Annotated in this window: 24 protein-coding genes; 9 read left to right on the top strand and 15 right to left on the bottom strand. The window is 69.2% G+C overall.

Annotated features, from left to right (window positions below; all coding sequences use genetic code 11):
• The first annotated feature begins 48 nt into the window (after positions 1-48).
• Positions 49-906, top strand: a complete 858-nt coding sequence (locus ACH49X_RS05875) for a LysR substrate-binding domain-containing protein (RefSeq protein WP_195078595.1) — start codon at positions 49-51, stop codon at positions 904-906.
• A 35-nt stretch (positions 907-941) separates the two neighbouring features.
• Here ACH49X_RS05875 and ACH49X_RS05880 read toward each other — a convergent pair whose 3' ends face one another.
• Positions 942-1,208 (bottom strand): hypothetical protein, encoded by a 267-nt coding sequence (locus ACH49X_RS05880; protein ID WP_195078594.1) that lies wholly within the window; start codon positions 1,206-1,208, stop codon positions 942-944.
• A gap of 6 nt (positions 1,209-1,214) precedes the next feature.
• Positions 1,215-1,790 (bottom strand): hypothetical protein, encoded by a 576-nt coding sequence (locus tag ACH49X_RS05885; protein ID WP_357112368.1) that lies wholly within the window; start codon positions 1,788-1,790, stop codon positions 1,215-1,217.
• A gap of 360 nt (positions 1,791-2,150) precedes the next feature.
• Here ACH49X_RS05885 and ACH49X_RS05890 point away from each other — a divergent pair, with 360 nt between their 5' ends.
• Together ACH49X_RS05890 and ACH49X_RS05895 are read left to right on the top strand one after the other, a co-directional pair.
• Positions 2,151-3,044, top strand: a complete 894-nt coding sequence (locus tag ACH49X_RS05890; RefSeq protein ID WP_195078592.1) for a helix-turn-helix transcriptional regulator — start codon at positions 2,151-2,153, stop codon at positions 3,042-3,044.
• Complete coding sequence (locus ACH49X_RS05895; RefSeq protein WP_357206966.1) at positions 3,041-3,247, top strand: DUF397 domain-containing protein; 207 nt, start codon at positions 3,041-3,043, stop codon at positions 3,245-3,247. Before ACH49X_RS05890 ends, ACH49X_RS05895 begins: the two co-directional genes overlap by 4 nt.
• A gap of 211 nt (positions 3,248-3,458) precedes the next feature.
• Here the strand turns inward: ACH49X_RS05895 and ACH49X_RS05900 are convergent, their stop codons facing one another.
• The 3 genes from ACH49X_RS05900 to ACH49X_RS05910 form a co-directional block, all read right to left on the bottom strand.
• Positions 3,459-4,514, bottom strand: coding sequence for a 5-methyltetrahydropteroyltriglutamate--homocysteine methyltransferase (locus ACH49X_RS05900; protein ID WP_357206968.1), 1,056 nt, complete (start codon positions 4,512-4,514; stop codon positions 3,459-3,461).
• Positions 4,515-4,863: 349 nt separating this feature from the next.
• On the bottom strand, positions 4,864-5,820 hold the full coding sequence (locus tag ACH49X_RS05905; protein ID WP_195078589.1) for an electron transfer flavoprotein subunit alpha/FixB family protein: 957 nt from the start codon (positions 5,818-5,820) through the stop codon (positions 4,864-4,866).
• A 35-nt stretch (positions 5,821-5,855) separates the two neighbouring features.
• Positions 5,856-6,641, bottom strand: coding sequence for an electron transfer flavoprotein subunit beta/FixA family protein (locus ACH49X_RS05910; RefSeq protein WP_195078588.1), 786 nt, complete (start codon positions 6,639-6,641; stop codon positions 5,856-5,858).
• A gap of 262 nt (positions 6,642-6,903) precedes the next feature.
• Between ACH49X_RS05910 and ACH49X_RS05915 the strand changes: the two genes are divergently transcribed.
• The 4 genes from ACH49X_RS05915 to ACH49X_RS05930 all read left to right on the top strand — a co-directional run bounded on the left by ACH49X_RS05915 (position 6,904) and on the right by ACH49X_RS05930 (position 11,192).
• Complete coding sequence (locus tag ACH49X_RS05915) at positions 6,904-7,713, top strand: bifunctional 2-polyprenyl-6-hydroxyphenol methylase/3-demethylubiquinol 3-O-methyltransferase UbiG (protein WP_195078587.1); 810 nt, start codon at positions 6,904-6,906, stop codon at positions 7,711-7,713.
• The gene (locus ACH49X_RS05920; protein WP_357206970.1) at positions 7,710-9,365 is read left to right on the top strand and encodes a glycoside hydrolase family 57 protein; all 1,656 of its coding nucleotides are present in this window, start codon (positions 7,710-7,712) and stop codon (positions 9,363-9,365) included. The genes ACH49X_RS05915 and ACH49X_RS05920 overlap by 4 nt, the downstream gene beginning before the upstream one ends.
• Complete coding sequence (locus ACH49X_RS05925; protein ID WP_195078586.1) at positions 9,362-10,615, top strand: glycosyltransferase family 4 protein; 1,254 nt, start codon at positions 9,362-9,364, stop codon at positions 10,613-10,615. Before ACH49X_RS05920 ends, ACH49X_RS05925 begins: the two co-directional genes overlap by 4 nt.
• A gap of 148 nt (positions 10,616-10,763) precedes the next feature.
• On the top strand, positions 10,764-11,192 hold the full coding sequence (locus ACH49X_RS05930; protein ID WP_357112358.1) for an SRPBCC domain-containing protein: 429 nt from the start codon (positions 10,764-10,766) through the stop codon (positions 11,190-11,192).
• Here the strand turns inward: ACH49X_RS05930 and ACH49X_RS05935 are convergent.
• Both ACH49X_RS05935 and ACH49X_RS05940 read right to left on the bottom strand, forming a co-directional pair.
• Positions 11,189-11,734, bottom strand: a complete 546-nt coding sequence (locus tag ACH49X_RS05935) for a DUF1697 domain-containing protein (RefSeq protein ID WP_357112355.1) — start codon at positions 11,732-11,734, stop codon at positions 11,189-11,191. The two genes, ACH49X_RS05930 and ACH49X_RS05935, sit on opposite strands and share 4 nt — an antisense overlap.
• Positions 11,735-11,782: 48 nt before the next feature.
• Positions 11,783-12,532 (bottom strand): acyltransferase, encoded by a 750-nt coding sequence (locus ACH49X_RS05940; protein ID WP_357206972.1) that lies wholly within the window; start codon positions 12,530-12,532, stop codon positions 11,783-11,785.
• A 233-nt stretch (positions 12,533-12,765) separates the two neighbouring features.
• On the opposite strand from ACH49X_RS05940, the gene ACH49X_RS05945 reads away from it, so the two are divergent.
• Both ACH49X_RS05945 and ACH49X_RS05950 read left to right on the top strand, forming a co-directional pair.
• A complete protein-coding gene (locus tag ACH49X_RS05945; RefSeq protein WP_357112352.1) occupies positions 12,766-14,061 on the top strand; it encodes a PQQ-binding-like beta-propeller repeat protein in 1,296 nt (431 codons plus the stop codon).
• A 278-nt stretch (positions 14,062-14,339) separates the two neighbouring features.
• Positions 14,340-14,939, top strand: coding sequence for a DUF3558 family protein (locus ACH49X_RS05950; RefSeq protein ID WP_357112349.1), 600 nt, complete (start codon positions 14,340-14,342; stop codon positions 14,937-14,939).
• A 16-nt stretch (positions 14,940-14,955) separates the two neighbouring features.
• Here the strand turns inward: ACH49X_RS05950 and ACH49X_RS05955 are convergent, their stop codons facing one another.
• From ACH49X_RS05955 to serB, 8 genes are all read right to left on the bottom strand, one after another.
• Complete coding sequence (locus ACH49X_RS05955; protein WP_357112346.1) at positions 14,956-16,119, bottom strand: class I SAM-dependent methyltransferase; 1,164 nt, start codon at positions 16,117-16,119, stop codon at positions 14,956-14,958.
• A gap of 175 nt (positions 16,120-16,294) precedes the next feature.
• Positions 16,295-17,272, bottom strand: coding sequence for a methyltransferase domain-containing protein (locus ACH49X_RS05960; protein ID WP_195078580.1), 978 nt, complete (start codon positions 17,270-17,272; stop codon positions 16,295-16,297).
• Positions 17,273-17,309: 37 nt separating this feature from the next.
• Positions 17,310-18,086, bottom strand: coding sequence for an enoyl-CoA hydratase-related protein (locus ACH49X_RS05965; RefSeq protein ID WP_195078579.1), 777 nt, complete (start codon positions 18,084-18,086; stop codon positions 17,310-17,312).
• Between the two features lie 143 nt (positions 18,087-18,229).
• Positions 18,230-19,147 (bottom strand): hypothetical protein, encoded by a 918-nt coding sequence (locus ACH49X_RS05970; RefSeq protein WP_195078578.1) that lies wholly within the window; start codon positions 19,145-19,147, stop codon positions 18,230-18,232.
• Positions 19,148-19,722: 575 nt separating this feature from the next.
• Positions 19,723-20,493, bottom strand: a complete 771-nt coding sequence (locus ACH49X_RS05975; RefSeq protein WP_323124230.1) for an NUDIX hydrolase — start codon at positions 20,491-20,493, stop codon at positions 19,723-19,725.
• A 175-nt stretch (positions 20,494-20,668) separates the two neighbouring features.
• A complete protein-coding gene (locus ACH49X_RS05980) occupies positions 20,669-21,502 on the bottom strand; it encodes an ABC transporter ATP-binding protein (protein WP_195078576.1) in 834 nt (277 codons plus the stop codon).
• A 137-nt stretch (positions 21,503-21,639) separates the two neighbouring features.
• Entirely contained in the window at positions 21,640-22,446 is an 807-nt protein-coding gene (locus ACH49X_RS05985) for an aminoacyl-tRNA hydrolase (protein WP_357112339.1), read from the bottom strand.
• Positions 22,447-22,935: 489 nt separating this feature from the next.
• Positions 22,936-24,153, bottom strand: a complete 1,218-nt coding sequence (gene serB, locus ACH49X_RS05990) for a phosphoserine phosphatase SerB (protein ID WP_357112336.1) — start codon at positions 24,151-24,153, stop codon at positions 22,936-22,938.
• Positions 24,154-24,246: the final 93 nt, after the last annotated feature.

Genomic DNA, 24,246 nt, shown 5'->3' on the forward strand with positions numbered 1-24,246 from the left:
ATAATTAAGATGACTCTTATCTCGATTCGTAATTAATCAGGAGGCGCCGTGGAACTTCGGCAGCTCACCTACTTCGTCGCGGTCTGCGAGGAGCTCAGCTTCAGCGGCGCCGCGGCGCGCTGCTTCATCTCCCAGTCGGCGATCAGCCACCAGATCTCCCGGCTCGAACGCGACCTCGGTGTGCAACTGTTCGAGCGCTCGACCCGCTCGGTCGTGCCCACCGACGCCACCGCACGGCTACTTCCCCTCGCGAAACAAATGCTGAGCCTGGAGTCGGCGATCCGAGCCGCCGTACGGACGGTCGGACCGCGCATCCGCCTGGCCGCGAACATGTCCTTCGCCACCCGCTCGCTGTCCGCGATCGCGGGTGCCCGCGCCGCGCATTCGGAGGCGGAGATCGAGTTCGTGATCAAACCCTTCCGCCAGCGCATCACCGCCGTGGCGGACGGCGACTGTGATCTCGCGCTCATCCGCGGCAGCGTCGACCAGCCCGGCCTCGTGGTCGAGCAGCTGTGGGTGGAGGATCTGGTGATCGCCACCTCCAGTGCGCATCCGCTGGCGACGAAGGACGCGGTGACGCTGGCGGATCTGGCCTCCTACCCCCTGCTACTGCCGCCGGAGCAGGAACAGGTCCTCCTGCACACCGTGATTCGCAACGCCTTCGCCGAACTCCCCACCGGACCCACGTTCGGGCCGCCCATCCCACCGGACCACACCGCGACGATGGAACTGATCAACCGCCCGGACGCGTGGACCGTGCTCTACGCCGAAAGCACCACGGAAGGACTCGTCGTCCTGCGATTGGCCGAGAACAAGCTGCGGATTCCGGTGTCGGCGGTGCTGCGCGCCGACGCCAAACGCTCACCCATCCTGGACACTCTGCTCACCGCGCTGCACCGCTGTTGAGCGGGACACGACCTGTTACCCGGCCACCCACGCGCTCACATCCGGCCGTCGACACAGGCGGTGGAAGGTCGATGGCCGGGCAGGAGCTGTGACCAGAAGTCGTGGCGAACCGCGTCCCATAGTCCGGTCAATTCCGGCAGCAGTTCGCGGGCTTGCGCGAGGTCGGGGTAAGAACCGGGGTGATACGAGGCGATCGGCGTCATGTCGGACGCGTCCCGCACGACCAAGATCGCGATGCGGTGGCCTTCCGGTCGCCAGGTAGCCCGAAAGCCCTCGGCTTCGGTGTGATGGATGTCGCGCATTCCACATCAGTCCCGCTCGCTGCGCGCGACTTCGGGCGGACGGGATACCGGCGTTCGGGAATCCGCGACGGAGGCGGCGAGCGCGTCCAGCACATTCAGCAGTGTTTCCAGGCTGGGGCCAGCCGAGAAGGACAGTGGATCGGCGGGTTCGAACGCCAGACCACGAGCCGCGGCGCGTTCGCGTGGGCTCGAAACCGGCGGAACGAGCTTGCCCGCCCGCACCAGGCAGCTGAGCGCCGACGCCTTCCGTGGACAGGTGGCGGCACGACATCCTCTGTGCTGCTGCATGATTCGATGCGACTCGCCGATGGTGAGCGGGTGGTCGGGGTGGGTATGGCCAGGGCCGATCGCACCGGACTGAGCGCGCGCCCAAGTTACCGCAGGGCACACCGTTTCGAGGTCGCATGTCTCGCAGACCCGCGCGGGGGTGTTGTCCACGGTGGTCAGGTCGTGGACGACGAGGGCGGCAGCGTGCACGCCGACCGCGACGGCCAGCGCGTATCCGACCGGATCGACTTCCCCTTCCGGCGGCCGGACGGTGTAGAGGTAGTGGTAGCCCAATCGTTCGGCGTGGCAGCGCATTTCGAGCGCGTGCCGTGGGGCGTGCGGTCCGGATATCTCGGTTCGTAACAGTCCTATGGCATTCGGTGGCTGCCTCCTATGCGTGGCGAGCCGGCCGGTTGTCCCGATCTTTTGGGCGTGCATCATCGCTCCCGGATCATGTTGACAGCGTGCTTGTTTGGATTCGCTTCCCTGAGGCGCAACCCCTTGCGCGGGTTTCCGCCTCGAACGCCGGAAACCAGCACACCACCCGTGACCAGCGAATACGCTCGAAAACGAGCACCCACTCCTGATCGGCTCAATTACCCAGGGCGGTGCTCGGTTCTCGAGCTGACCGAGATCGGTTTGCAATCCCGCACGACTCACTTCTAGGAGACCTGCGTGACCAACCTCGATGAAGAAGGCCCCTCATCGACCCTGCCGCGTCGCCAACTCGGACGCTTCCTGCGCGACCGCCGCGAAGCGACGGGCTTCACCATCGCCGAGGCCGCCGAACTCGTCGATCTGTCCCGGGCGGTACTCCAGCGCATGGAGACCGGACAGATTCAGAAAGTCCGTAAGCAGGACGTCCAGGCGCTATGCGAGCTGTACGCCGTGGAGGCCCCGGATACCGAAGCGGCGGTGGACCTTGCGGTGCAAGCTAGAACGAAGAGCTGGTACCACGCGTATGGCGGTCTGTACAGCGGGGCTTTCAACATGTACGTCGGGCTGGAAGCGGCCGCGCGGCGACTGACGATGTACCACGAGCACATCCCTGGCCTCCTGCAAACCGCAGACTATGCGCGAGCAGTGATCGGGGCATATCCGGAATTCAGTCGCGAAGACATCGAGCGGCGTGTGGAGCACCGGCTGAGGCGGCAGAACATCGTCACCCGTAAGACCAAGCCGATCACTTTGGAAGTCCTGCTGCACGAATCGGCACTCCACCGCATGGTCGGCGGGCCGAAGACCATGTCGGCCCAACACCGTCACTTGGCCGAAGCCTCGAAGCTGCCGAACGTCACACTGCGTATACATCCCTTCAGCGCTGGACTGACCTGGGGGATGCCGCACAGCCTGTTCATCATCATGGAGTTCGCCTCGAATGCCAAAGGCGTGCCGGTCGAACCGCCGATCGTCTACTTGGAGGGAGGTCCTGCGCAGGATGTATATCTGGAGAAAGCCGGGGAAATTCGGCTCTATAGTGAACTCGCCTCGGCCATCCGGGACAAGTGCCTGGGTGAAGTGGAATCGCGAGACCTGCTCCGGCGGGTGGCAAGGAGTTACGAGCGGTGAACGGTGACCTATCCGGGGCGAACTGGTTCAAGAGCAGCCACAGCGAGAGCGGTTCGCAGTGCGTCGAAGTGGCATGGCTCCACGGCGGCATGATCGGCGTCAGGGACAGCAAGAACCCGACCGGCCCGGCGTTGGTGTTCGCACCAGGCGAGTGGGACGCCTTCACCACAGGCATGCAGAGCGGCGAATTCGGCTCCGCCTGACCCCTACTCGCACGCCGACGGAAACGACCGGCCCCGCACCGCTCATCACACGGGCGGAGCGGGGCCGCTCCACATGCGTCTATCGAATTCCACTAGGGCTCGATGATCCTGCTGCGCATCTGCGCTGAGCCATCGGGTAACCGCAGTCCGACTTCTCGCCGGACGACACCGGCCCGGTCCACCCGGGGCTGGTCGTCCGAGTCACTACAGGTCAGATGCGCAATTCCGTCGACGCCAGCGCCGTGCCCTCGATGCGCGCGCGGATCTTGGCGAACGCGGTCTCTCGCGAGGTGGAGGTGTCGTCGGCGAACGGTGAGAAGCCGCAGTCGTCGCAGGTGCCCAAACGGTCGACGGGCAGGAAGCGCGCGGCGAGCAGTACCCGGTCGCGAACCTGTTCGGGTGTCTCGACCTGCGGGTCGATCGGGTCGGTGACGCCGATGAACACCCGCGCCTCGGCGGGAAGGTGTTCCGCGACTACGGCGAGAACCTTCTCCGGGTCCGGTTCGCTGGCGAGCTGGAGGTAGAACGCGCCGACCCGCAGTTGCAGCAACTTCGGCAGCAATTGGACATAGTCCACGTCCAGACTGTGCGTGGAGTCCTGGTCGCCGCCGGGACAGGTGTGCACGCCGATCCTGGCTCGCTCCTCATCCGAGAAGCGTTCGAGCACCGTGTTGTTCAGCTCGATGAACTGGTCGAGCACCCCGCCGCTGGGATCCAGCTTGAGCGACAGCCGCCCTTCGGTGAAGTCGAGCTGCACCAGGTGCGCGCCCGCGTCCAGGCAGCCACGGATGTCGGCCTCGGCCGCGTCGGCGAGGTCGGCGAGGAATTGCTCGCGGGGGTAACCCTCGATCCCGTCGGCCGGGTACAGCAGGCTCAGCGCCGACGGCGCGATGACGGCCTGCTTCACCGGAACGGTGGCGTGCTGCTGCGCGGCGCGCAGATAGTCCGCCGCCTGGGCGGCATAGCGGAACGGGCCCGAGGTCAGCCGTGGCAGCTGTCTCTGATGCCCGTCGGCGAACGGGATGACCGCCCCGTCCGGGGCCAGATTGTCCAGCCCCGCGATCGGATAGGTGGCGAAACTCGGCTTGGACTGCTCGCCGTCGGTAACAACGGGAGAGCCGAGTTCCTCCAAGCGGCGGATCGTCTCGGCGACCGCGCGCTGCTGGAGTTCGGCGAGCGCGGCTGCGTCGCCGGCTTCGTCGGCCATGGCGGCCAACAGGTCGTGAGGTCGAGGGATGCTACCGATCGGTTCCGTTGGGATGCTCACCGGCCGAGTGTACGTCCGCTACCTGCACCTTCGACGCGAAATCGCCTGCGCCGTAATTTCATTCGCCTCGGTCACGAATTCCGCGCGAGTGGCCTCGAGAGTTTGCACGAATTTCGCGCCGAAAGTTTCCGACCAGTCACAACAAACCGAGCGCTCGAAGATCAGCGCCTCTACGTCCCAGTCGACCGAAACGGTACGAACCGACCATCACCGCGGCGGAGTCGCTCGCACCCGCGTCGGTTCGCCAGTTCCCTGGCCGAGACGCACTGGGATCACGTGTTCGGCGGTGAAACGAAAAAGTGGCCCCGACCGTCTCGGTCGGGGCCGCTTTTCGATCGCTGCGAGCGTGTCAGCCCTTGTGCGCCTTGACCGCTTCGGTCAGCTGCGGCGCGACGTTGAACAGGTCGCCCACGATGCCGTAGTCGGCGATCTCGAAGATCGGCGCCTCTTCGTCCTTGTTGACCGCGACGATGGTCTTCGAGGTCTGCATGCCCGCGCGGTGCTGGATCGCGCCGGAGATGCCGAGGGCGATGTACAGCTGCGGGGAGACCGTCTTGCCGGTCTGGCCGACCTGGAACTGGCCCGGGTAGTAGCCCGAGTCGACGGCGGCGCGCGAAGCGCCGACGGCCGCGCCGAGCGAGTCGGCCAGGGCCTCGACCACCGAGAAGTTGTCGGCGGAGCCGACGCCACGGCCACCGGAGACCACGATGCTCGCCTCGGTGAGTTCCGGACGGTCACCGGCCACGACCGGCTCGCGCGAGGTCACCTTGACCACGCCCTCTTCCTGGGCGGGCACCTCGACGGTCACCTTCTCGCCGGCGCCGGCCTGCGCGGAGGCCTCGACGGCGCCAGGGCGGACCGAGATCACCGGGACATCGCCGGTGACCTTGGCGTCGACGGTGAACGCGCCACCGAAGATGGAGTGCACCCCGGTGCCGTCCGGCTTCACCTCGATGACGTCCACCAGCAGGCCGGAGCCGATGCGGGCGGCCAGGCGACCCGACACCTCCTTGCCCTCGGCGGAGGCGGCGACGATGACGGCGGCGGGCGAGACCGACTCGGTCAGCGCGGCCAGCACGTCGACCTTCGGGGTCACCAAGTAGTTCTCCACATCGTCGGACTCGGCGATGTAGATCTTCTCGGCGCCAGCGGCGGCCAGCGCGTCGGCCAGCTTCTCGCCGGTGCCCGCGGTGCCGAGCACGACGGCGGCGGGCTCGCCAAGGGCGCGAGCGGCGGTGAGCAGTTCGGTGCTGACCTTCTTGATCGCACCCTCGGCGTGCTCGACGAGCACGAGTACTTCAGCCATGTGTGTTCTCTCCTAGGAAGTCTGCGCTACCGAGATCAGATGATCTTCTGGCCGATCAGGTACTGGGCGATCTTGGTGCCGCCGTCGCCCTCGTCGGCGATCTTCTCGCCCGCGGTGCGCGGAGGCTTCGGCGTGGCCGCGGTGACGGTGGAGCCCGCGTTGGCGACGCCGACGGTCGAGGGGTCGACGCCCAGGTCGGCCAGCGTGAAGGTCTGCACTTCCTTCTTCTTCGCGGCCATGATGCCCTTGAAGGACGGGAAGCGCGGCTCGTTGATCTTCTCGGTGACGCTGACGATGGCGGGCAGCGACGCCTCCAGCTTGAACACGCCTTCGTCGGTCTCGCGCTCGCCGGTGATCTTGTCCCCGTCGACGGTCAGCTTGCGCAGGTGGGTCAGCTGCGGCAGGCCGAGGTACTCGGCGATGATCGCGGGCACCGCGCCCGCGCGCCCGTCGGTGGCCTCGTTGCCCGCGATGACCAGCTCGACACCCTCGACCTGGCCGAGCGCGCTCGCCAGCACCCACGCCGTCTGCACGGCGTCGGAGCCGTGGATGGCCGGGTCGTTGATGTGGATGGCCTTGTCGGCGCCCATGGACAGCGCCTTGCGGATGGCCTCGGTGGCGCGGTCGGGACCGGCGGCCAGCACGGTGACCTCACCGCCCTGGGCCTCCTTGATCAGCAGCGCCTCTTCGACGGCGCGCTCGTTGATCTCGTCGAGGACGGCGTCGGCGGCCTCGCGATCGAGCGTGAAGTCACCATCGGTGAGCTTGCGCTCCGACCAGGTGTCGGGAACCTGCTTGATGAGTACGACGATGTTCGGCATCGGTCTTCGTCGACCTCCTGTTCTGGTTACACGTATGTGGTGGTCGCACGAACTGCGCCGTACGCCCCGGTGGGTGGCTCAGGCCGTGACATTACCCTACGTTAAGTTACCCGTGGGTAACTTAGTGGCTTCTCTCTCACAATTGGTTACCACGCACTACAGTGCGCGGTTTCGGCGACCCCTTTCCCGGCGAGCGAAGCCGCGCTCCGGGGCGGCCGGGTGGGGTATGCCCCGCGGATGCCGTGCCAGTAACGTCGGAGTGATGAGCGAGGCTGTGATCCCTGCCGCAGTGGGCGACCCGACCGGCATTACCGAGACGACCGTCGGCTCCGTCGAACCACTGCCGCTGACCGGTGAGCGCACCGTTCCTGGCATCGCCGAGGAGAACTACTGGTTCCGCAGGCACGAGATCGCCTACGCCCGGCTGCTGGACCGCTGCGCCGGAAAGACCGTGCTCGAGGCCGGTTCCGGCGAGGGCTACGGCGCCGACATGATCGCCGACGTGGCCACCAAGGTGATCGGCGTGGACTACGACACCGGCGCCGTCGAGCACGTGCGCTCGCGCTACCCCCGCGTCGAGATGATCCAGGGCAACCTCGCCGAGTTGCCGCTGGAGGACGCCTCGGTCGACGTCGTGGTGAATTTCCAAGTGATCGAGCACCTTTGGGACCAGTCCCAGTTCCTGCGCGAGTGCCTGCGGGTGCTGCGTCCCGGCGGTGAGCTGCTGATCAGCACACCCAACCGGATCACCTTCTCCCCCGGTCGCGACACTCCGCTCAACCCGTTCCACACCAGGGAACTCAACGCGGCCGAGCTGACCGAACTACTGGTCGAGGCCGGGTTCGAGGTCTCGCAAATGATCGGCGTGCACCACGGACCGGGTCTGAAAGCGTTGGACGCCAAGCACGGCGGGTCGTTCATCGACGCGCAGATCGAACGCGCGCTGGCGGGGGAACCCTGGCCCGCGGAACTGACCGCCGACGTCGCGAGCGTCACGGTGGACGATTTCGAACTGCTCGCCGCCGACATCGACGCGAGCCTGGATCTGATCGCCATCGCGGTGAAGCCTTGAGCGAACGCAGTACCCACGCAGCGAGCCCCGTGCCGGGCCAGTTCACCCTGGTCCTGCACTCGCACCTGCCCTGGCTGGCCCATCACGGGCGCTGGCCGGTCGGCGAGGAATGGCTCTACCAGTCCTGGGCCGCGTCCTATCTACCCGTGGTCGAGGTGCTGCGCGCCCTCGCCGCCGAAGGCCGCTCGCATCTGCTCAGCCTCGGCATCACACCGGTGCTCGCGGCGCAGCTGGACGACCCGCACTGCCTGGCGGGCATGCACCACTGGCTGGGCAACTGGCAGCTGCGCGCCGACGAAGCCGCCATGGCGGGCAACGTCGCGCTGGGCAGGCACGAACACCGTCTGGCCGCCGCCGCCTCGGCCGAATTCGAGCAGCACTGGCGGCACGGGGCCGCGCCGGTCTGGCGCGCGCTCATCGACGCGGAGACCATCGAACTGCTCGGCGGCCCGCTGGCCCACCCGTTCCAGCCGCTGCTGGACCCGCGGCTGCGGCAGTTCCAGCTCACCGAGGGCCTGGCCGACGCACGGCACCGCTGGGGCCACACGCCCACCGGCATCTGGGCGCCGGAATGCGGATACACCCCCGGCATGGAGGTCGGCTACGCCGCCGCGGGTGTGACGCATTTCATGGTCGACGGACCCGCGCTGCGCGGCGATACGACGCTCGGCCGCCCGGTTCACGACTCCGACGTGGTGGCGTTCGGACGTGATCTGCAGGTGAGCTATCGCGTGTGGTCGCCGAAATCCGGCTATCCCGGCCACGGCGCCTACCGTGACTTTCATCACTACGACCACGCCACGGGTCTGAAACCCGCGCGGGTCACCGGTAAGACCGTCGCGGGTCCGGACAAGGCTCCCTACGATCCGGAACTGGCCGCCGCGGCCGTCGTCAGGGACGTGGACGACTTCGTCCGGACGGTGCGCGAGCGGTTGATCTCCGAGTCCGAGCGGATCGGCAGGCCCGCCCTGGTCGTCGCCGCGTTCGACACCGAACTGTTCGGCCACTGGTGGCACGAGGGCCCGCAATGGCTGGCGCAGGTGCTGCGCGCGCTGCCGGAGGCGGGCGTCACCGTGGGCACCCTCTCCGACGCCAGAGCGCGCGGCTACCTGGGCGAACCGGTCCCGCTGGCCGACTCGTCGTGGGGTTCGGGCAAGGACTGGCGGGTGTGGGCGGGCGAGCAGGTGCGCGACCTCGTCGAACTCAACGACGACATCGTGCGGCTGACCCTGGACACCGTCGACAAGATGCGCGCCGCGCAGGGCGGCGCGCCGGGACTTCGCGATCACGTCGCCGATCAGCTGCTGCGCGAGGCGATCCTGACCGTCTCCAGCGACTGGGCGTTCATGGTCAGCAAGGATTCCGCCGCGGGGTACGCGCGCGACCGCGCGCACCGCCACGCCCACGCGGTCCGGGAAATCGCCGCGGCCGTCGGGGCGGGCCAACTCGCGAAAGCACGGCAGTTGGCGGCAGGATGGGGGGAAGCTGACGGACTCTTCCCCGGCGTGGACGCGCGACGACTCACCTCCGCGGGGTCCGTACCCAGCGCCACCGGGGCAGTTTCCGCCGCCGCCCCAGGCCATGGCCCCGCCACCGCGGGCCACGGACCGGTTCCGGCGGACCCGGGCTCGGCCGCAGAAGGACTTGCATGAAGATTTTGATGGTGTCGTGGGAGTACCCACCGGTCGTGGTCGGCGGGCTCGGCAGGCACGTGCATCACCTCGCCGTCGAACTGGCCGCGGCGGGTCACGAGGTGGTCGTGCTGTCCCGGCGGCCCTCCGGCACCGACGCCTCGACCCATCCCACCCACTCCTACATCGCCGAGGGCGTTCTGGTGGTCGCGGTCGCGGAGGACCCGCCGGTGTTCGACTTCGGCGAGGACATGCTCGCCTGGACGCTGGCCATGGGGCACGCCATGGTGCGCGCGGGCGTCGCGCTCGGCAAGCCGGGCATCGGTGACGGCTGGACCCCCGACGTGGTGCACGCGCACGACTGGCTGGTCGCCCACCCCGGCATCGCCCTGGCCGAGTACTACGACGTGCCGCTGGTATCGACCATCCACGCCACCGAGGCCGGGCGGCACAGCGGCTGGGTCGCGGGCAAGGTCAACAAGCAGGTGCACTCGGTGGAGTGGTGGCTCGCCAACGAATCCGACGCGCTGATCACCTGTTCGGCGTCCATGCAGGACGAAGTCGAGCGGCTCTACGGTCCGGAGCGGATCCCGATGACGGTGATCCGCAACGGCATCGACGTGGGCTCGTGGACCTTCCGCCCGCGCGCGCCGCGCAGCGGTCCGCCGCGACTGCTGTACGTGGGCAGGCTGGAGTACGAGAAGGGCGTGCAGGACGCGATCGCCGCGCTGCCGCGCATCCGCCGCGCCCACCCCGGAACCACCCTGACCGTCGCGGGCGTCGGCACCCAGTTCGAGTGGTTGCGCGAGCGCGCCCGGGTGCATCGCGTCGCGCGCGCGGTGAACTTCGCCGGTCAGCTCGACCACGCCGAACTGCTCGGTTGGCTGCACGGCGCCGACGCGATCGTGCTGCCGAGCCGGTACGAACCGTTCGGCATCGTCGCGCTGGAGGCGGCCGCGGCGGGCACTCCGCTGATCACCTCCACGGCGGGCGGCCTCGGTGAGGCGGTGATCGACGGCGTCACCGGCGCCTCGTTCGCGCCGGCGGACATCGACGGCCTGGTCGAGGCGGTCCGCGCCACCCTCGACGATCCCGCCGCCGCGCAGCAGCGCGCCTACGCCGCCAGGGAACGGCTCACCGCCGATTTCTCCTGGGACGTGGTGGCCGCGGAGACGGCGCAGGTGTACCAGTCGGCCAAACGGCGCGTGCGCAACCCGCTGGGCCGCCCGTCCATCGTGGAACGCCCGCTGCCGGAACGCGATCCGAAGTAGCCGCCTACTGCGCCGGGGACAGGGATGAGGACCTGTCTCTCGTCGCCAGGGGTGGCGGAGAGGGCCGGTCTGGAATACTCGATGGTCTGTCAGGGCTCATCGAGCCTGGCGCCGAGAGCTTTTCGCGAAAGACGAGGTTAGACGGACAGTGCGTGAGATCACCACATCCATCGATATCAACGCCACTCCCGAGCAGGTGTGGGCGGTGCTCAGCGATCTGCCGACCTATGGGCAGTGGAATCCGTTCATCCAGCAAGCGGCCGGTGAGCTGCGTACGGGTGCGAAGCTGACGTTGCGGATGGTGCCGAAGCAGGGGCGGGCGATGACGTTCAAGCCGAGGGTGCTGGCCGCGGAGCCGGGGCGGGAGCTGCGGTGGATCGGGCGACTGCTGGTGCCCGGCATCTTCGACGGCGAGCATCGATTCGTGCTCACTGCGATCGATGGCGGAACACAGTTGGTGCAGAGCGAGAAGTTCTCCGGGGCGCTCGTCGCGTTCACCGGCGCGATGATCGAAAACACTCGCGACAATTTCGTCGCCCTCAACGAGGCGTTGAAGAAACGCGTCGAAGGCGCCTAGGCCGCCAGTTTCTTGACGATGCGCTCGATGGTGAGCCAGGTGCGGGTAGTGATGTCCTTGCCGTACGTCTTCTCCAGCCAGGACATGAAGTCCGGCGTCTTGCCCGGCTGACTGTTGTCGATGATCGCGAGGATGGCGCGCGCCGCCGCGTCGTAGCCGACGACCTTGGTGAGCGGGTCGGGCCGCTCGGGCAGGGTTGCCGGAGGCTCGGCCGTGTCCTTGAGGAACGTGGCGATCAAGTATGTGCCGCGGCCGTGGGTCAGGCCGTGGAACGGGTCGGTGTCCAGCAGCGCGCGCAGTTCGTCATGGCTGCGGATTATGGTGCCGCCGCCGATGCCCAAGTCACGGATCAGCGCCTCCTGGATGCGCTCCTCGAGCGCGGGCACGTCGGTCTCCGGGCTGCGGAACACGATGTTCCCACTGGTCAGCACCGAACCGACGCCCTCGAACCCGAGCGATTCGAACACCCCGCGCAACTTCGCGTTGCTCATGTTCGGATTGCTCGGCATGATCCCGCGCAACAGGGCGGCGTAGGCAGTCATGGCGCCGAACCTACTCGCCCGCACCGACGAATTCGCGCGCCCGCCGCGCTAGGCGGTCTGCGTGGCCCCGTTCTTCTTGCGCGCGATGTCCTCCAACGCGGCAAGGTATTCGGCGCGCTTCTCCGCGCCCGCCTCCCAGGCCGCCTTGCGGTTCTTGACCACCTTGGCCGGTGCGCCCACGGCGATGCTGTAATCCGGGATCTCGCCCTTGACCACGGCATGCGCGCCGAGCACGCAGCCGCGGCCGACGCGGGTGTCGCGCAGCACGGTCACCTTGGCCGCGATCCAGGTGTCGGGGCCGATGCGCACCGGGCTCTTCACGATGCCCTGATCCTTGATCGGGACGTTGATGTCGTCCATCTTGTGGTCGAAGTCGCAGATGTAGCACCAGTCGGCGACCAGGGTCGATTCGCCGATCTCGATATCGAGGTAGGTGTTGACCACGTTGTCCTTGCCGAACACCACCTTGTCGCCGATGCGCAGCGAGCCCTCGTGGCAGCGGATGGCGTTGCCGTCGCCGATGTGCACCCAGCGGCCGATCTCCATGCGGCTCAGCTCCGGGGTGGCGTGGATCTCCACGCGGCGGCCGAGGAAGACCATGCCGCGCAGCACGATGTGCGGGTTGGCCAGGCGGAACTTGAACAGCCGGTAGTAACGCACCAGATACCAGGGCGTGTACGCCCGGTTCGCGAGCACCCAGCGCAGCGACGCCAGCGTCAGAAAACGCGCCTGCTGCGGATCCCGGCGGCGCGATCCCCGCCAGCGCGAGCGCAACGGTGCGCCCCACATGCTCGTCACGAACGGTTCTCCTGTCGTGGTCCTACCGGCCGTCGACCGCCTCGGCGGCGACGGATAGAGCCTATCGCCCGTGGCGAGCGTCGCGACGAGCACCCGCTACGACAACGCCGGGACTCGTTCACCCGCGCAAAGGGCTCCCGTACAGTGACTCCTGCGCCGGAAAGGGCGCGGATGCGAGCCAAACGACGACAGGAGTACGGCAGGTGCGAAGCGGCGGCGTACTGGCTACTTCCATGTGGCGACCGTCCCGGAAACGCGCCGTGGTCGTGCTTGCCGCGGTCGGCGCGCTGACGCTGGCCGGTTGCGGCACCGATTACGACGACATCACCGTCGGCACCGGCAAGGGCTGGACCGCCGCCTACCACGACGGGCGCAACAGCGGCACCACTCCGGTCACCGGATCGCGCAAGATCGGGCTGAGCTGGCAGCGGCCGGTCGGCGGGCCGATCGCCCAGCCGGTCACGCTGGGGCCGGACAGTCAGCTGTTCGTCACCACGCGCCTGCCGAACTGCTCGATCTTCTCCTTCCAGATGGCCACGGGCCGCAAACGGTTCTGCAACGCCCTTGGCCCGAGCGCCATCTCCGCGCCGTCCGCGGTGGACGGGATGACCAACGTCTACGTCGGCGACGACAGCAGGGTGATCTCCTTCAACTACCTCGGGCAGCCGCGGTGGGCGACGCCGGTGGCCGGTACGCCGGTGTCGGTGCAGTTCACCGGGGACGGCAAACTGCTGACGATCAGCCAGTCCGGTCAGGTCGACGTGCTGTCCAGGCAGACCGGCGATCGGGCCGTTCCCACCGTGCAGTTGCTCGGCGAACCCGATTTCCTCGCGCACGCCGGCCTCGGTTGGCCGGACGCGGGCCAGGGATTGGACGACTGCGCCACCGGAGGGCCGCACTGCCCCGTCGCGAACATCTCCCCGATCGACGCCGGCGGCCGTTTCTACGTGACGTTGTGGCAGCCGGGGCGGCCTGCCGCGGCCCTGGTCGCGCTGCGCTACACCGGCGCCAAGGTCGCCCGGGAGTGGAGCGCCGAACTGCTGCTCGGCGGCAGCGCGACCAGCCCGGCGCTGTCCGCCGACGGCGCCACCGTCTACGTCGGCGACAACAACAACCGCCTGATCGCCATCGACACCGCCGACGGGCGGACCAAGTGGGTCCACCGGCTGGATTGGACACCGCGCGGCGGCATCTCGGTGTCCGACGACGGCCTGGTCGTCCCGTCGGGCGAGGAGGGCTACCTGCTCGCGCTGCGGGACAACGGCGACACCGCCGAAACGGCGTGGGAGCGCAAGGATCTGGCGCTGCGCGGCCCGGCCGCGCAGACGGCGGGCGAGACCGGTTACGTCACCGCGGCGATCGGTGACGGGCTGAACCTCGTCACCTTCGACACGCGTACCGGAGCCACCATCGATTCCGACGTCCTGCCGGGCGCGAAGGGCACCACCACCGGAACATCGGTCGGCGCGAAAGGCGAGGTCGTGGTCGCCACCCGTATCGGCGAGATCTTCGCGTTCGAGCCGGAGTAGACCCGGCCCGCGCGGACACCGGTCCCGGGGACCCGCCGAGTACGGGCTCGCAGTGCAGCGACACGCATCGGCGGACCCGTTCGAGGTAGCGCGCGCTCACCGCACCAACGAAAGACAACAGCGCGCGGCAACGGCGTACCCTCCGGCAGCTTCCCGCGAGCAAGCATGACCGGTCGGCCGGGGCAGCGCGAACGCGGGTGAATCGACGCTGGAACGCGGATTGTCGGTGCGGCCGGGTAGAGTCGCCTCGATCTTGTCATTGTGGTCGAGGGGGAATCATGTGGGGGAACAGTGTCTTCGCGCGGCTCGGTGAAGCGACGGCTGCCGTGATCGTCCTGCTGACGTCTGTCGTCGCCTGCGCGGCAACGGTCGACGGACATCCGGTCGGAGCATCGCAAAGCCCCTCCGCGGGAACCACATCGGCGAAGGCTCCCGCCGAGCCGTTCACCGAACACGCCGTCGACGACGAATGCGTTCTCAGCGGTGCGGAGATCAGCGCGCTCGCCGGTGTGAGCCTGCGCGACGGACAGGACACCAACACCAAGCGCAATGACGGTACCTACGGGCGAAGCTGCACCTACTACCTCACGGCCGGTGGCATCTTGTCCTTCACCGCGTCGATCAAAGTGATGCGGCCGCGACAGGGACCGGTCACCGATGCGACCATTGCGCGGCTGAGGGAACCGAACACGCGCGAACTCCCCGGGATCGGGCGAGCGGTGCTGCTCGAAGCGAAGACCGACTACCCGCGGGCATGGATTCTCACCGACCGGTTCGTCGTCACCGTCTTCCTGGTCGGCGGCAATCTACCCGCGCCGCCGTCGGATCAACGGTGGGCCGACGCCGCACGGCTGGTCATCGCCGGACTTCCCGTATAGCGGCCCACCCGGATGGTCACGGGGTCGCACAGAGGAAGACCGTCGCGGTACGCCCTATGCGAGTGATCACCAGCGTATGCGGTCGGCTGCCACGGGGTTTGAGACGCGAACGGAGGGCATCGGGGTCGACGTCGACACCACGGGCGAGGATTTCGAGTGGGCCGCAGTCGCGGCGATGCAGCTCGGCGCGCAGGGCCTTCTCGCGGAGGTCCATGCGGTCGAGCACGCGGAATCCGCGTACTCCCTCGGGCACGGCGTCGCCGGTGAGATAGGCGATGCGCGGATCGAGCTGCCACAAGCCGTGTTTCGCGGCGTAGTGGCGGACGAGTCCGGCGCGCACGACGGCGCCGTCCGGGTCGATGATCCACTGCCCGGGCGGACGCTCGTCGATGACGTCGGAGTCGGCATCGGTGATGGTCCACGCGGCGGCTCCGGCGGAGAGCACCGTGGCGCGGCGGGTGACACCGGCCTCGGCGAGTCCCGGCGACCACAGGCACGCCTCGCGCACCGAGCCGTCGAGCGACACCACCTCCACCTCGCCGGGCCAGGCGAGCCGGTCGAAATCCAAACCGGGAGCGCATTTCACGGCGAGATCGCGCCCTCGATAGGTGTCGAGCAGATCCGGCAGCGGCGGTTGCAGTTTGGCCGGGTCATGGGTGCGGCGGCCGTCGGCGCGCCGGGCCGGATCGGCGATCACGACGGTGCCTGCGCTGCACGGCCTCAGCGCGTCCGCCTTGGCCAGCAGGACATTTCGACGGCCGGACAGATTGCGGGCCGACATGGCCAGCCGTACGTCGTCCAGATCGCTGCCGAGCACGGCAGGACAGTGCGGCGCCAGTGCGGCCAGCTCGGCGCCGATCGAACAGGTCACGTCGTGCACCGCCCGCCCGGCCAGGCGCGCGGCCCGGTGTTCCGCGACGGCCGTCGGGGTCGCCTGCTGCAAGGCGTCGTCGGTGAACAGCCACTCCCCCGCACCGGCGAGTTTGGCCGTGGCGCGGCGGCGCAGCCGGACCGTCTCGACCAGCGCAGCGGCCCGGTCGCCGTGGGCGCGGCGCACCAGCTCGAGGTCCTTCAGCAGGGATGCCGAGGTGAGCGCCAGTCCGTCCACCTCGGTCAACGCGGCCCGCCCGGTCGCGCTGTCCAGATACCCGACATCATCGCGGGTGAAGCGATACGCCACTATCGGTTCCGTCCCGGCGGGCGCGCCGAGCCGACCCGCCCGACTCCGACGATCGCGCCGGTGGTGATCCCTGCGCGGTTACGGCGTTCCCACACCCGCGGCGGCATGGGCTCGCCTCCGCCCACCGCAGCAGCACCGACCGTGCTGCCGGGGCGGGCGATGCGGTCGCGCGGCACTACTTCCCGGCGGAAGTGGGCTTCACGCCGGTGATCATGGCGTTGTAGAAGAACTGGCGCGGGACCACCCGGCGCATGACGTTCTCGTCCACCCAGCTCAGCCCGAGCCAGGCGCGGTACATCGCCATCCGGTAGCGCCAGGTGAGCTTCTCGGCGGGCACGGCCGCTTCGAAGGTGCGCACCGGCCAGCCCCACAGCGCCGCCGCGAACTCCTCCGTCTTGGCCGACACCTCCACCGCGCCCGCCGAGCGGGCCATGGCCTCCAGCTGGCGCGGATCGAAGGTGTGCAGGTCGACGACCGCCTCCAGGGCCGCCGCGCGCGAGGACTCGTCCAGCTCCTCCTGCGGACGCCGCCAGTCGCTGAGGATCGGCAGCTTGGTGACCGTGGTGGTGGCCTTCCAGGTGATGCGGCCGAGCCAGCGGGCGTAGAAGTTGCCGACCGTGGTCGGCTCACCGGCGAACACGAAGCGGCCGCCCGGCTTCAGCACGCGCAGGCACTCCTTGAGCGCCAGCTCGACGTCGGGGATGTGGTGCAGCACCGCGTGGCCGACCACGAGGTCGAAGGTGTCGTCCTCGTAGGGGATGGTCTCCGCGTCGGCGACCCGGCCGTCCACGTCCAGTCCCAGGTTCTGCGCGTTGCGCAGCGCGACCTTCACCATGCCCGGCGACAGGTCGGTGACCGAGCCCGATTTCGCCACGCCCGCCTGCATCAGGTTCAGCAGGAAGAAGCCGGTACCGCAGCCCAGTTCGAGCGCCTTGCCGTAGGGCAGCGGCGCGGGGCCGACGGCCAAGTCGAACCGGCCACGCGCGTACTCGATACAGCGCTCGTCATAGGAGATGGACCATTTGTCGTCATAGGTCTCGGCTTCCCAGTCGTGGTAGAGCACCTGGGCCAGCTTCGTATCCTTGAGCGCTGCTTCGACCTCTGCCTCGGTGGCGTGCGGGTTCGGCGCGGGGTCGTCGGGACGTACCGTCATGGTCGGCAAGCCTACCCAAATCCGCAGTTGACGCCTGCTATCGGCCCACGAATTCGGCCGATCCCGGACCGTTGGCCAGATAAGAACCTGTTCCTATCAGGCGATCTTCCGTCGTGAACAGGGCCGACCACTCGCCGCGGGCGCGATCGAGGCCGTGCGGACCGGCTTCGAAGACCGCTTTCGCCGCCGCCAGCGCGCGGGCGGGTCCGTCGGCGAACTGGCGCGCCCACCGCATCGCGGCGGTGTACACGTCGTCGGGCGCGACGACTTCGTCGACGAGGCGCAGCGCCTTCGCCTCGCCGGGTTCGACGAAACGACCGGTGTAGACGAGGTCCTTCGCCGCGCCGGGCCCGACCAGCAGGGACAGGCGCCGGATACCTGCGAGCGGGATCAGGCCCGTCTCGATCTGCGGTAAACCCAGTTTGACGTTGTCGCCGATGATGCGGCGGTCCGCTCCCAGCGCCAGCTCCAAGCCGCCGCCGAGGCAGTAACCACTGATCGCCGCGACGGTGGGCTGCGGGATCCGGGCCAGGCAGCCGAGGGCGTGCTGCAGATCGGCCGCCATGGCGGCGGCCTGAGCGCTGCCGAGCCCGAACAGTTCGGCCACGTCGTCGCCCGCGCAGAACACACGCTCGTCGCCGTACACGACCACCGCGGCGACACCCGGATCAGCCGCGACGGCGTCGGCCGCCTCGGCCAGCTCGCGCGCCAGCTGCAGGTTCAGCAGGTTCATCGGCGGGCGGGCGATCCGGAGGACGGCCACGCGCCGCGCGGCAGAACCTTCGGTCAGCTCCAGGGTCACGAATTCGGCCATGGGACGCACGCTACCGGGTGTCCACCGTCACCAGCGGTGAGCCCCGAAAACGGCGACGCCGGGTCGCCGGCGCCGGTCCCGCTCGGCACGACGAGCCGGCACGAGCAGGCGGCGGCGATCAATTCAGGTTTTACGGCACACGGTTACGGATGGCCGGCTCCTTGCGGCGCGCGGCGTGGTGCGAGGTCGATCCGGACATCGTCGGAGGTGGTGATGACGAAGACGCGGTCGCCGCGTTCCTTGTCCCAGTCGGCCGGGATGAGGAAGTAGCGGTCCTCGGCGCGGGCCAGGAGCAGCAGTCCGCTGTACTGGTAGCGGTATCTCGTGTCCGGCCCGGTGATCGCGTCGAGTCGCGACTTCCCGCCCGCGATGGCGAGTCGGTCGACACTGAACACCACCACCGCTGGTTCATGCGCGAGACCATGGTCTTCTTCCGCCCTCGCGCTCCGGCTGCCCTCGACGCCGGCGTAGTACCCGATCGCCCAGAATCCGCCGAGGAAGGCGAGGCCCAGTAGCGTGACCAGAAGCGGGACAGACCGCCCGACCGGTGGGCGGCCGAATGGTCGGTGGAGCAACCGATGGTAGGTCGCGGACAGTTCCAGGGCGTACCAGATCAATGCGACGCCGGCGATGAGCGTCAGCGGCAGACCGAGACTCGTCCAGGTGGGCAACTGCTTGCGCAGCATGACCCCTATCGCGGCCCCGGCGCACAGCGCCACCCCGACAACGGTGACTGTCCGGACCCACCACCGCAGCGCCCACCGGGGCCGTCGAGTGCGCATCACCACCACGAGCGGCGCCTGCCGCAGCGCGAACACCGCCGCGGCGATCAACAACGCCAACAGGACGAGGAAGAACGCACCGTCGAGGCTCTTGACGAGATAGTCCGAGACGCTGAAGTCCAGCAGTCGGGCGTCGATTCCGAAGTGCCCGTACCAGGCGCGGGTGTACACCGATCCGACGTAGTAGAGCACCGCCACGGTCAGGGCCGCCTCCGACGTCGCCACCGCGACCGCGACCGCCCGTCGGGGCGGTGACGTCTCAGCGGTCCGCGCACTCATCGTTACGATGTCGGGGCCGGGGCACTGGTGATGGGGGAAGTCGGGGGCGTAGTGAGCCGAGCGCCCTTGTCGGGAGTGGTCACCCTGACTTCCACTGTTGTCGGCAAGCTTTCGGTCAAGGGGACGGTTGTCTCCGGTACCTGGATCGAGGGCGCGTTCGTCGGTGAAGCGGGGGGCTGGGTCGGCTCGGACCGAAGCACCGTCACCGTCGGTTGGTCCGTCGACGGAACGGGTTCGGCGGTCGGCATGGATGACACCGATGATGCCGGCGGAGTCGTAGTCGTCGAGCCGGGTGCGGGGTCGGGTCCGCCGCAGGCGAGCAGGAACAGGCACATCGAGATCAACAGCGGCACCGAACGCATCAGCCCCCCTCGGACCTGGAGAATGCAGCGATTGTCCCACAGACGGATTGCGCCAGGGCGATTTCGGAAGCGCTGGGCGCTGTGCACCGTCCGGGCGGGGTGGCCGTGATCCGGCGGCTCGCTGACGCGACAACCTTGCGGTCGTCCTGGAAGATCCGCGTTCCCAGAACGGACGCGGGCGAGCCGCCCGCAGGTCACCGGCGCCGGTGCCGTTCAGGGCCGTGCGGACCCTTTGAGTCGCCCGGCGTCGGGCAGGTCGGCGAAGTAGCGGTGGTTGTCGGGGAAGGACAGCAGCTGTTTGCCGTCCAGATCGGCCAGCACCGGCATGATCGGATCGATCCGGCGCCGCGCGGCCAAGATGTCGGCGGTCGAGCCGAATTCACCGAGCGCGACCAACTGCGACCAGGTCGGCGGAAGCAGCACGTCGACGCCGGAGCGCCAGCGTGCCAGCGCCTCGGCCGGGGTGCTCCATCGCACCTCGGCGGCCTCGGAGGTGGCGCCGTCGGCGCGCTGGCCCTCCGGCAGCACCGCGACGAAGAAGCGGGTGTCGTAGCGACGCGGCTCGATCACGGGCGTGATCCAGTTCGCCCAGGGCCGTAGCAGATCGGCGCGCAGCACCAGCTTCTCCTCGGCGAGGAACGACGCCAGCGTCAGTTCCCTGCGCTCCAGCCTGCCGCGCGCGTCCCGGTAGCCGGTGGTGTCGGAGACGACGCTGTCGGCGGTGGGCCCGGCCAGCAGCACGCCGCACTCCTCGAACGTCTCCCGGACCGCCGCGCAGACCAGCGCCTTGGCCCTGGTTTCGCTGGTCGCGAACCGTTCGGCCCACCACGTGGGTTCGGGACCGGCCCAGGCGATGTCGGCGGTTCCGTCGGACGCGTCGACGCCGCCGCCGGGGAACACGGTCATGCCCGCCGCGAACGCCATCGCGCCGACCCTGCGCTGCAGGAAGATCTCGGGCCCGTCGGCCCCGTCGCGCACCAGCATCACCGTGGACGCGTCCTTCAGCGGCGGTGCCGGTTGCTGAGAGTCTGCCTGCGCTTCTGTCTCACTCACCCTTGCACCATAACGGGCGCAGTCGGACGCAGTCCGCGCACGGCCGCAGCGAAGACGAAGGCACGCCTGACGCGCACGCACGGTGGGCGACCGCGCACCGTCCGGGTCAGCGGGTGCGGTGGCTGCCCGCCCGGCGGGAGCGGCGGGCGAAGTAGCGGCCGTCGACGCGGTCGAGCGCGATCGATTGGCTGAAGGCGTCGCTGAGGTTCTCCGCGGTGAGCACGTCGGAGAGCAGGCCCTGCGCGACCACTTCGCCCTCGTTGAGCAGCAGGCCGTGGGTGAACCCGGGCGGGATCTCCTCCACGTGATGGGTGACCAGCACGATCGCGGGGGCGTCGGGGTCGGCGGCGAGATCGCCGAGCCGCTCCACCAGTTCCTCACGGCCGCCCAGATCCAAGCCGGCGGCGGGCTCGTCGAGCAGCAGCAGTTCGGGATCGGTCATCAGCGCGCGGGCGATGAGCACGCGTTTGCGCTCGCCCTCCGACAGCGTGCCGTAGGTGCGGTCGGACAGATGTTCGGCTCCGAGGCTTTCCAGCATGTCGATGGCGCGATCGGTGTCGACGTCGTCGTAGCGCTCGCGCCAGCGGCCGAGCACCGCGTAGCCCGCCGACACCACCAGATCGCTGACCTTCTCGTCCACCGGGACGCGGCTGGCCACCGCGGCCGACGACAGGCCGATCCGCGGACGCAGCTCGCTGAGGTCCACCTTCCCGAGCCGCTCCCCGAGCAGATGGGCGACGCCCGCCGTGGGATGCAGCTCGGCGGCGGCCATCCGCAGCAGCGAGGTCTTGCCCGCGCCGTTGGGGCCGAGGACCACCCAGCGTTCGTCGAGCTCGACCTGCCAGGTGACCGGGCCGACGAGGGTATGGCCGGAGCGGCGGACGGTCACGTCGGTGAAATCGATGAGCAGATCGGGATCCGGTTGCGGCACGCGCTCCATCTTGGCCCACCCGAGGGGGCACTTGCCAACGCAGGGAGGGAAAACCGACCCGGTCGGTCGGATCTATGCTGGAAAGCCGCCGTCCCGGCCGCATCCGCCGCACCGTCCGACACGCCCGCGCCGCCGTAGCGGAGGGTTCACCAGGACGCGGCGGGCACCGCGATCACCGTCATGGAGCCCGGCGCCACCTCGGTGTATCCCGCGTCGCGCACGGCGATCGCAGCGCCGTCGGCCACCTGTCCGGCCAGCGAGGCCCACCGCTGCTCGTCGGCCTCACGCACCGCGCAGCGGAAGCCGTGTTCCGCCCAGCGCAGCGCGTGCTCCACCGGCAGCGCGCCGGCCAGGAGCATGCTCGCGTGACCGACCTGCGCGGCGGCCTTGCCCAACGTCATCCCGAGCCCGGCGTTCACCCACAGCACCGGCAGCGCCGGATCGGGCGGGCCCGGCTCGTCGTGCTCGAGGTCGGTGCCGCCGATCTGCAGACGCTTGATCCGCGGATCGACTCGGCCCACCGGTCCCGGGACAAGCGCCCGCGCCTGCGCGCCGTCGATCTCCACTGTGACGCCCGCGACGTCGCAAGTCGCTTGCCACTGCGCGCCGCGCGCGCGCCGAGCCACCTTGCGAATCCGGGAACGCTTCCACGCCAGATAGCGCTCCTCCCACTCGCCGCCCGGCCCGACCCGCTCGTCCAGGCATAGGGCCACCGCAGCCGACGCGGCGGCGGCGAGCAGCGCACTGCGCGGCGGCGGATCGATCTTGGGCAAGTGCAGGACCATCTGCATCGCCTGCACCATGGCCGGGTCGTCCGGATCTCCGCCGCCGCCGTAGCCTCCGGCCAGTTCCGCGTGCCGGGCCCGGAATCCTTCGATGCCCGATGGCGTTGCCGCGCCGATGGTCTCGTCGTCCGCGCGGACTTCGGCGCCGCATTCCGGAATGCTCGTCATCGCTTCACCTCGATCATCGACGAAAACGTCTGGGCCGGTAGCGAACCCCGTTCCCACGGACGCGTGTACTCCCTCGTCGGAAGCGGCGCATCACACGCCACGCCCACAAAACTCCGCAGCGGCATCCCACCGGCGGCCGGCGCGACGGGCGCGGCCCGGACGGGTCCGGAATCCGTCGCTCGGTCCTGCTTCGCCCCGCCCGCATCACCTTTCGCGAAACCGCCGCAGTGGCCGGTGGACGGGTGCGCCGAGAAAACGACCCGCCGCCCGACGTGCGGTCGCCGCTGTTGTCCGGTGTCGGGGCCATGGCGCCGCACCCCACCGCCGACCCGGCGGGCAGCGGGCAAGGACTTGCGCACCAGTCCTCCGATCGACGCATGATCAACAGCAGCGAGCCTACCGATGGGAGCGGCGCGAACCATGCGCGCCGGTGTACGCAGCGCGGAGTCGAGCGCCGCCCGGACGCCGCTGCGAGCCGAGCCGGCTCGTTCAGCCCAGTGGGACGCGGCGCAGCAAACCGTCCCTGGCGTCGGCGGCCTCCACCTCGTGCCGGGTGACCCCGAGGATGAACAGGACGGCGTCCAGATAGGGGTGCGACAGCGCGGCGTCGGCGACCTCGCGCAGCGCCGGTTTGGCGTTGAAGGCGACGCCGAGTCCGGCGGCGTTGAGCATGTCGATGTCGTTGGCGCCGTCGCCCACCGCGACGGTCTGCTCCATCGGCACCCCGGCGTCGGCGGCGAACTTGCGCAGGGCGGTCGCCTTGGCCGCGCGGTCGACGATCTCGCCGACGACGCGGCCGGTCAGCTTGCCGTCCACCACCTCCAGCGTGTTCGCCTGCACGAAGTCCAGTTCGAGTTCGTGCGCCAAGGGCTCGATCACCTGGCGGAATCCGCCCGACACCACGCCGCAGCGGAAACCGATCCTGCGCAGCGTGCGGATGGTGGTGCGCGCGCCGGGGGTCAGCTCGATCCGGTCGGCGACCTCCTCGATCACCGACTCGTCCAGCCCGGCCAGCGTCGCGACCCGCTGCCGCAACGATTCGGCGAAGTCGATCTCCCCGCGCATGGCGGCCTCGGTCACCTTGCGGACCTCGTCCTCCACGCCCGCGTGCGCGGCGAGCATCTCGATGACCTCGCCCTGGATCAGGGTGGAGTCGACGTCGAACACGATCAGCCGCTTGCCCCGGCGGGCCAGCCCGGCCCGCTCCACCGCGACGTCGACCTGCTCGGCCACCGCCACCTCGGCCAGCGCCGTGCGCAGCCGGGAATCGGTGTCCGGGCCGGAGTCGGTGGCGGTGACCATCAACTCCATGCCGGTCACCGGGTAGTCGGCGATGCCGCGGATGGTGTCGATATTGGCTCCCAGCGCGGCCAGTTGCCGCGACACCGCGCTGAACGCGCGCGCGGTGACCGGGCTGCCGAGGATGACCACCGCGTGGGTGGACATCGGCTGTCTGCCGATCGCCGCGTCCACCTCGACGTCGACGTGCATGCCGACGGTGTTCATGGCCTCTTCGAGCTCGTCCTGCAACGCCTCGGCATCGGTCGGGCAGGTGACCAGGACGCCGAGGGTCAGCCTGCCCCTGATCACGACCTGCTCCACGTCCAGCAGGCTCACCCCGTGCCGGGACATGGCCGCGAGCAGCACGGACGTCACACCGGGGCGGTCGGGCCCGGTGACGGTGACGAGGACGGTGGTGTCGGCCAACTGATGCGCTCCATGTTCGATGTTCGCCGTCGCTGTGCTGGACGTCGTTGTCGCAACGCACGGTGCGTACTGATCTCCACAAACGAGTGTGCA

The organism is Nocardia sp. NPDC019323, from assembly GCF_044389845.1.
Taxonomy (GTDB): Bacteria; Actinomycetota; Actinomycetes; order Mycobacteriales; family Mycobacteriaceae; genus Nocardia; species Nocardia implantans.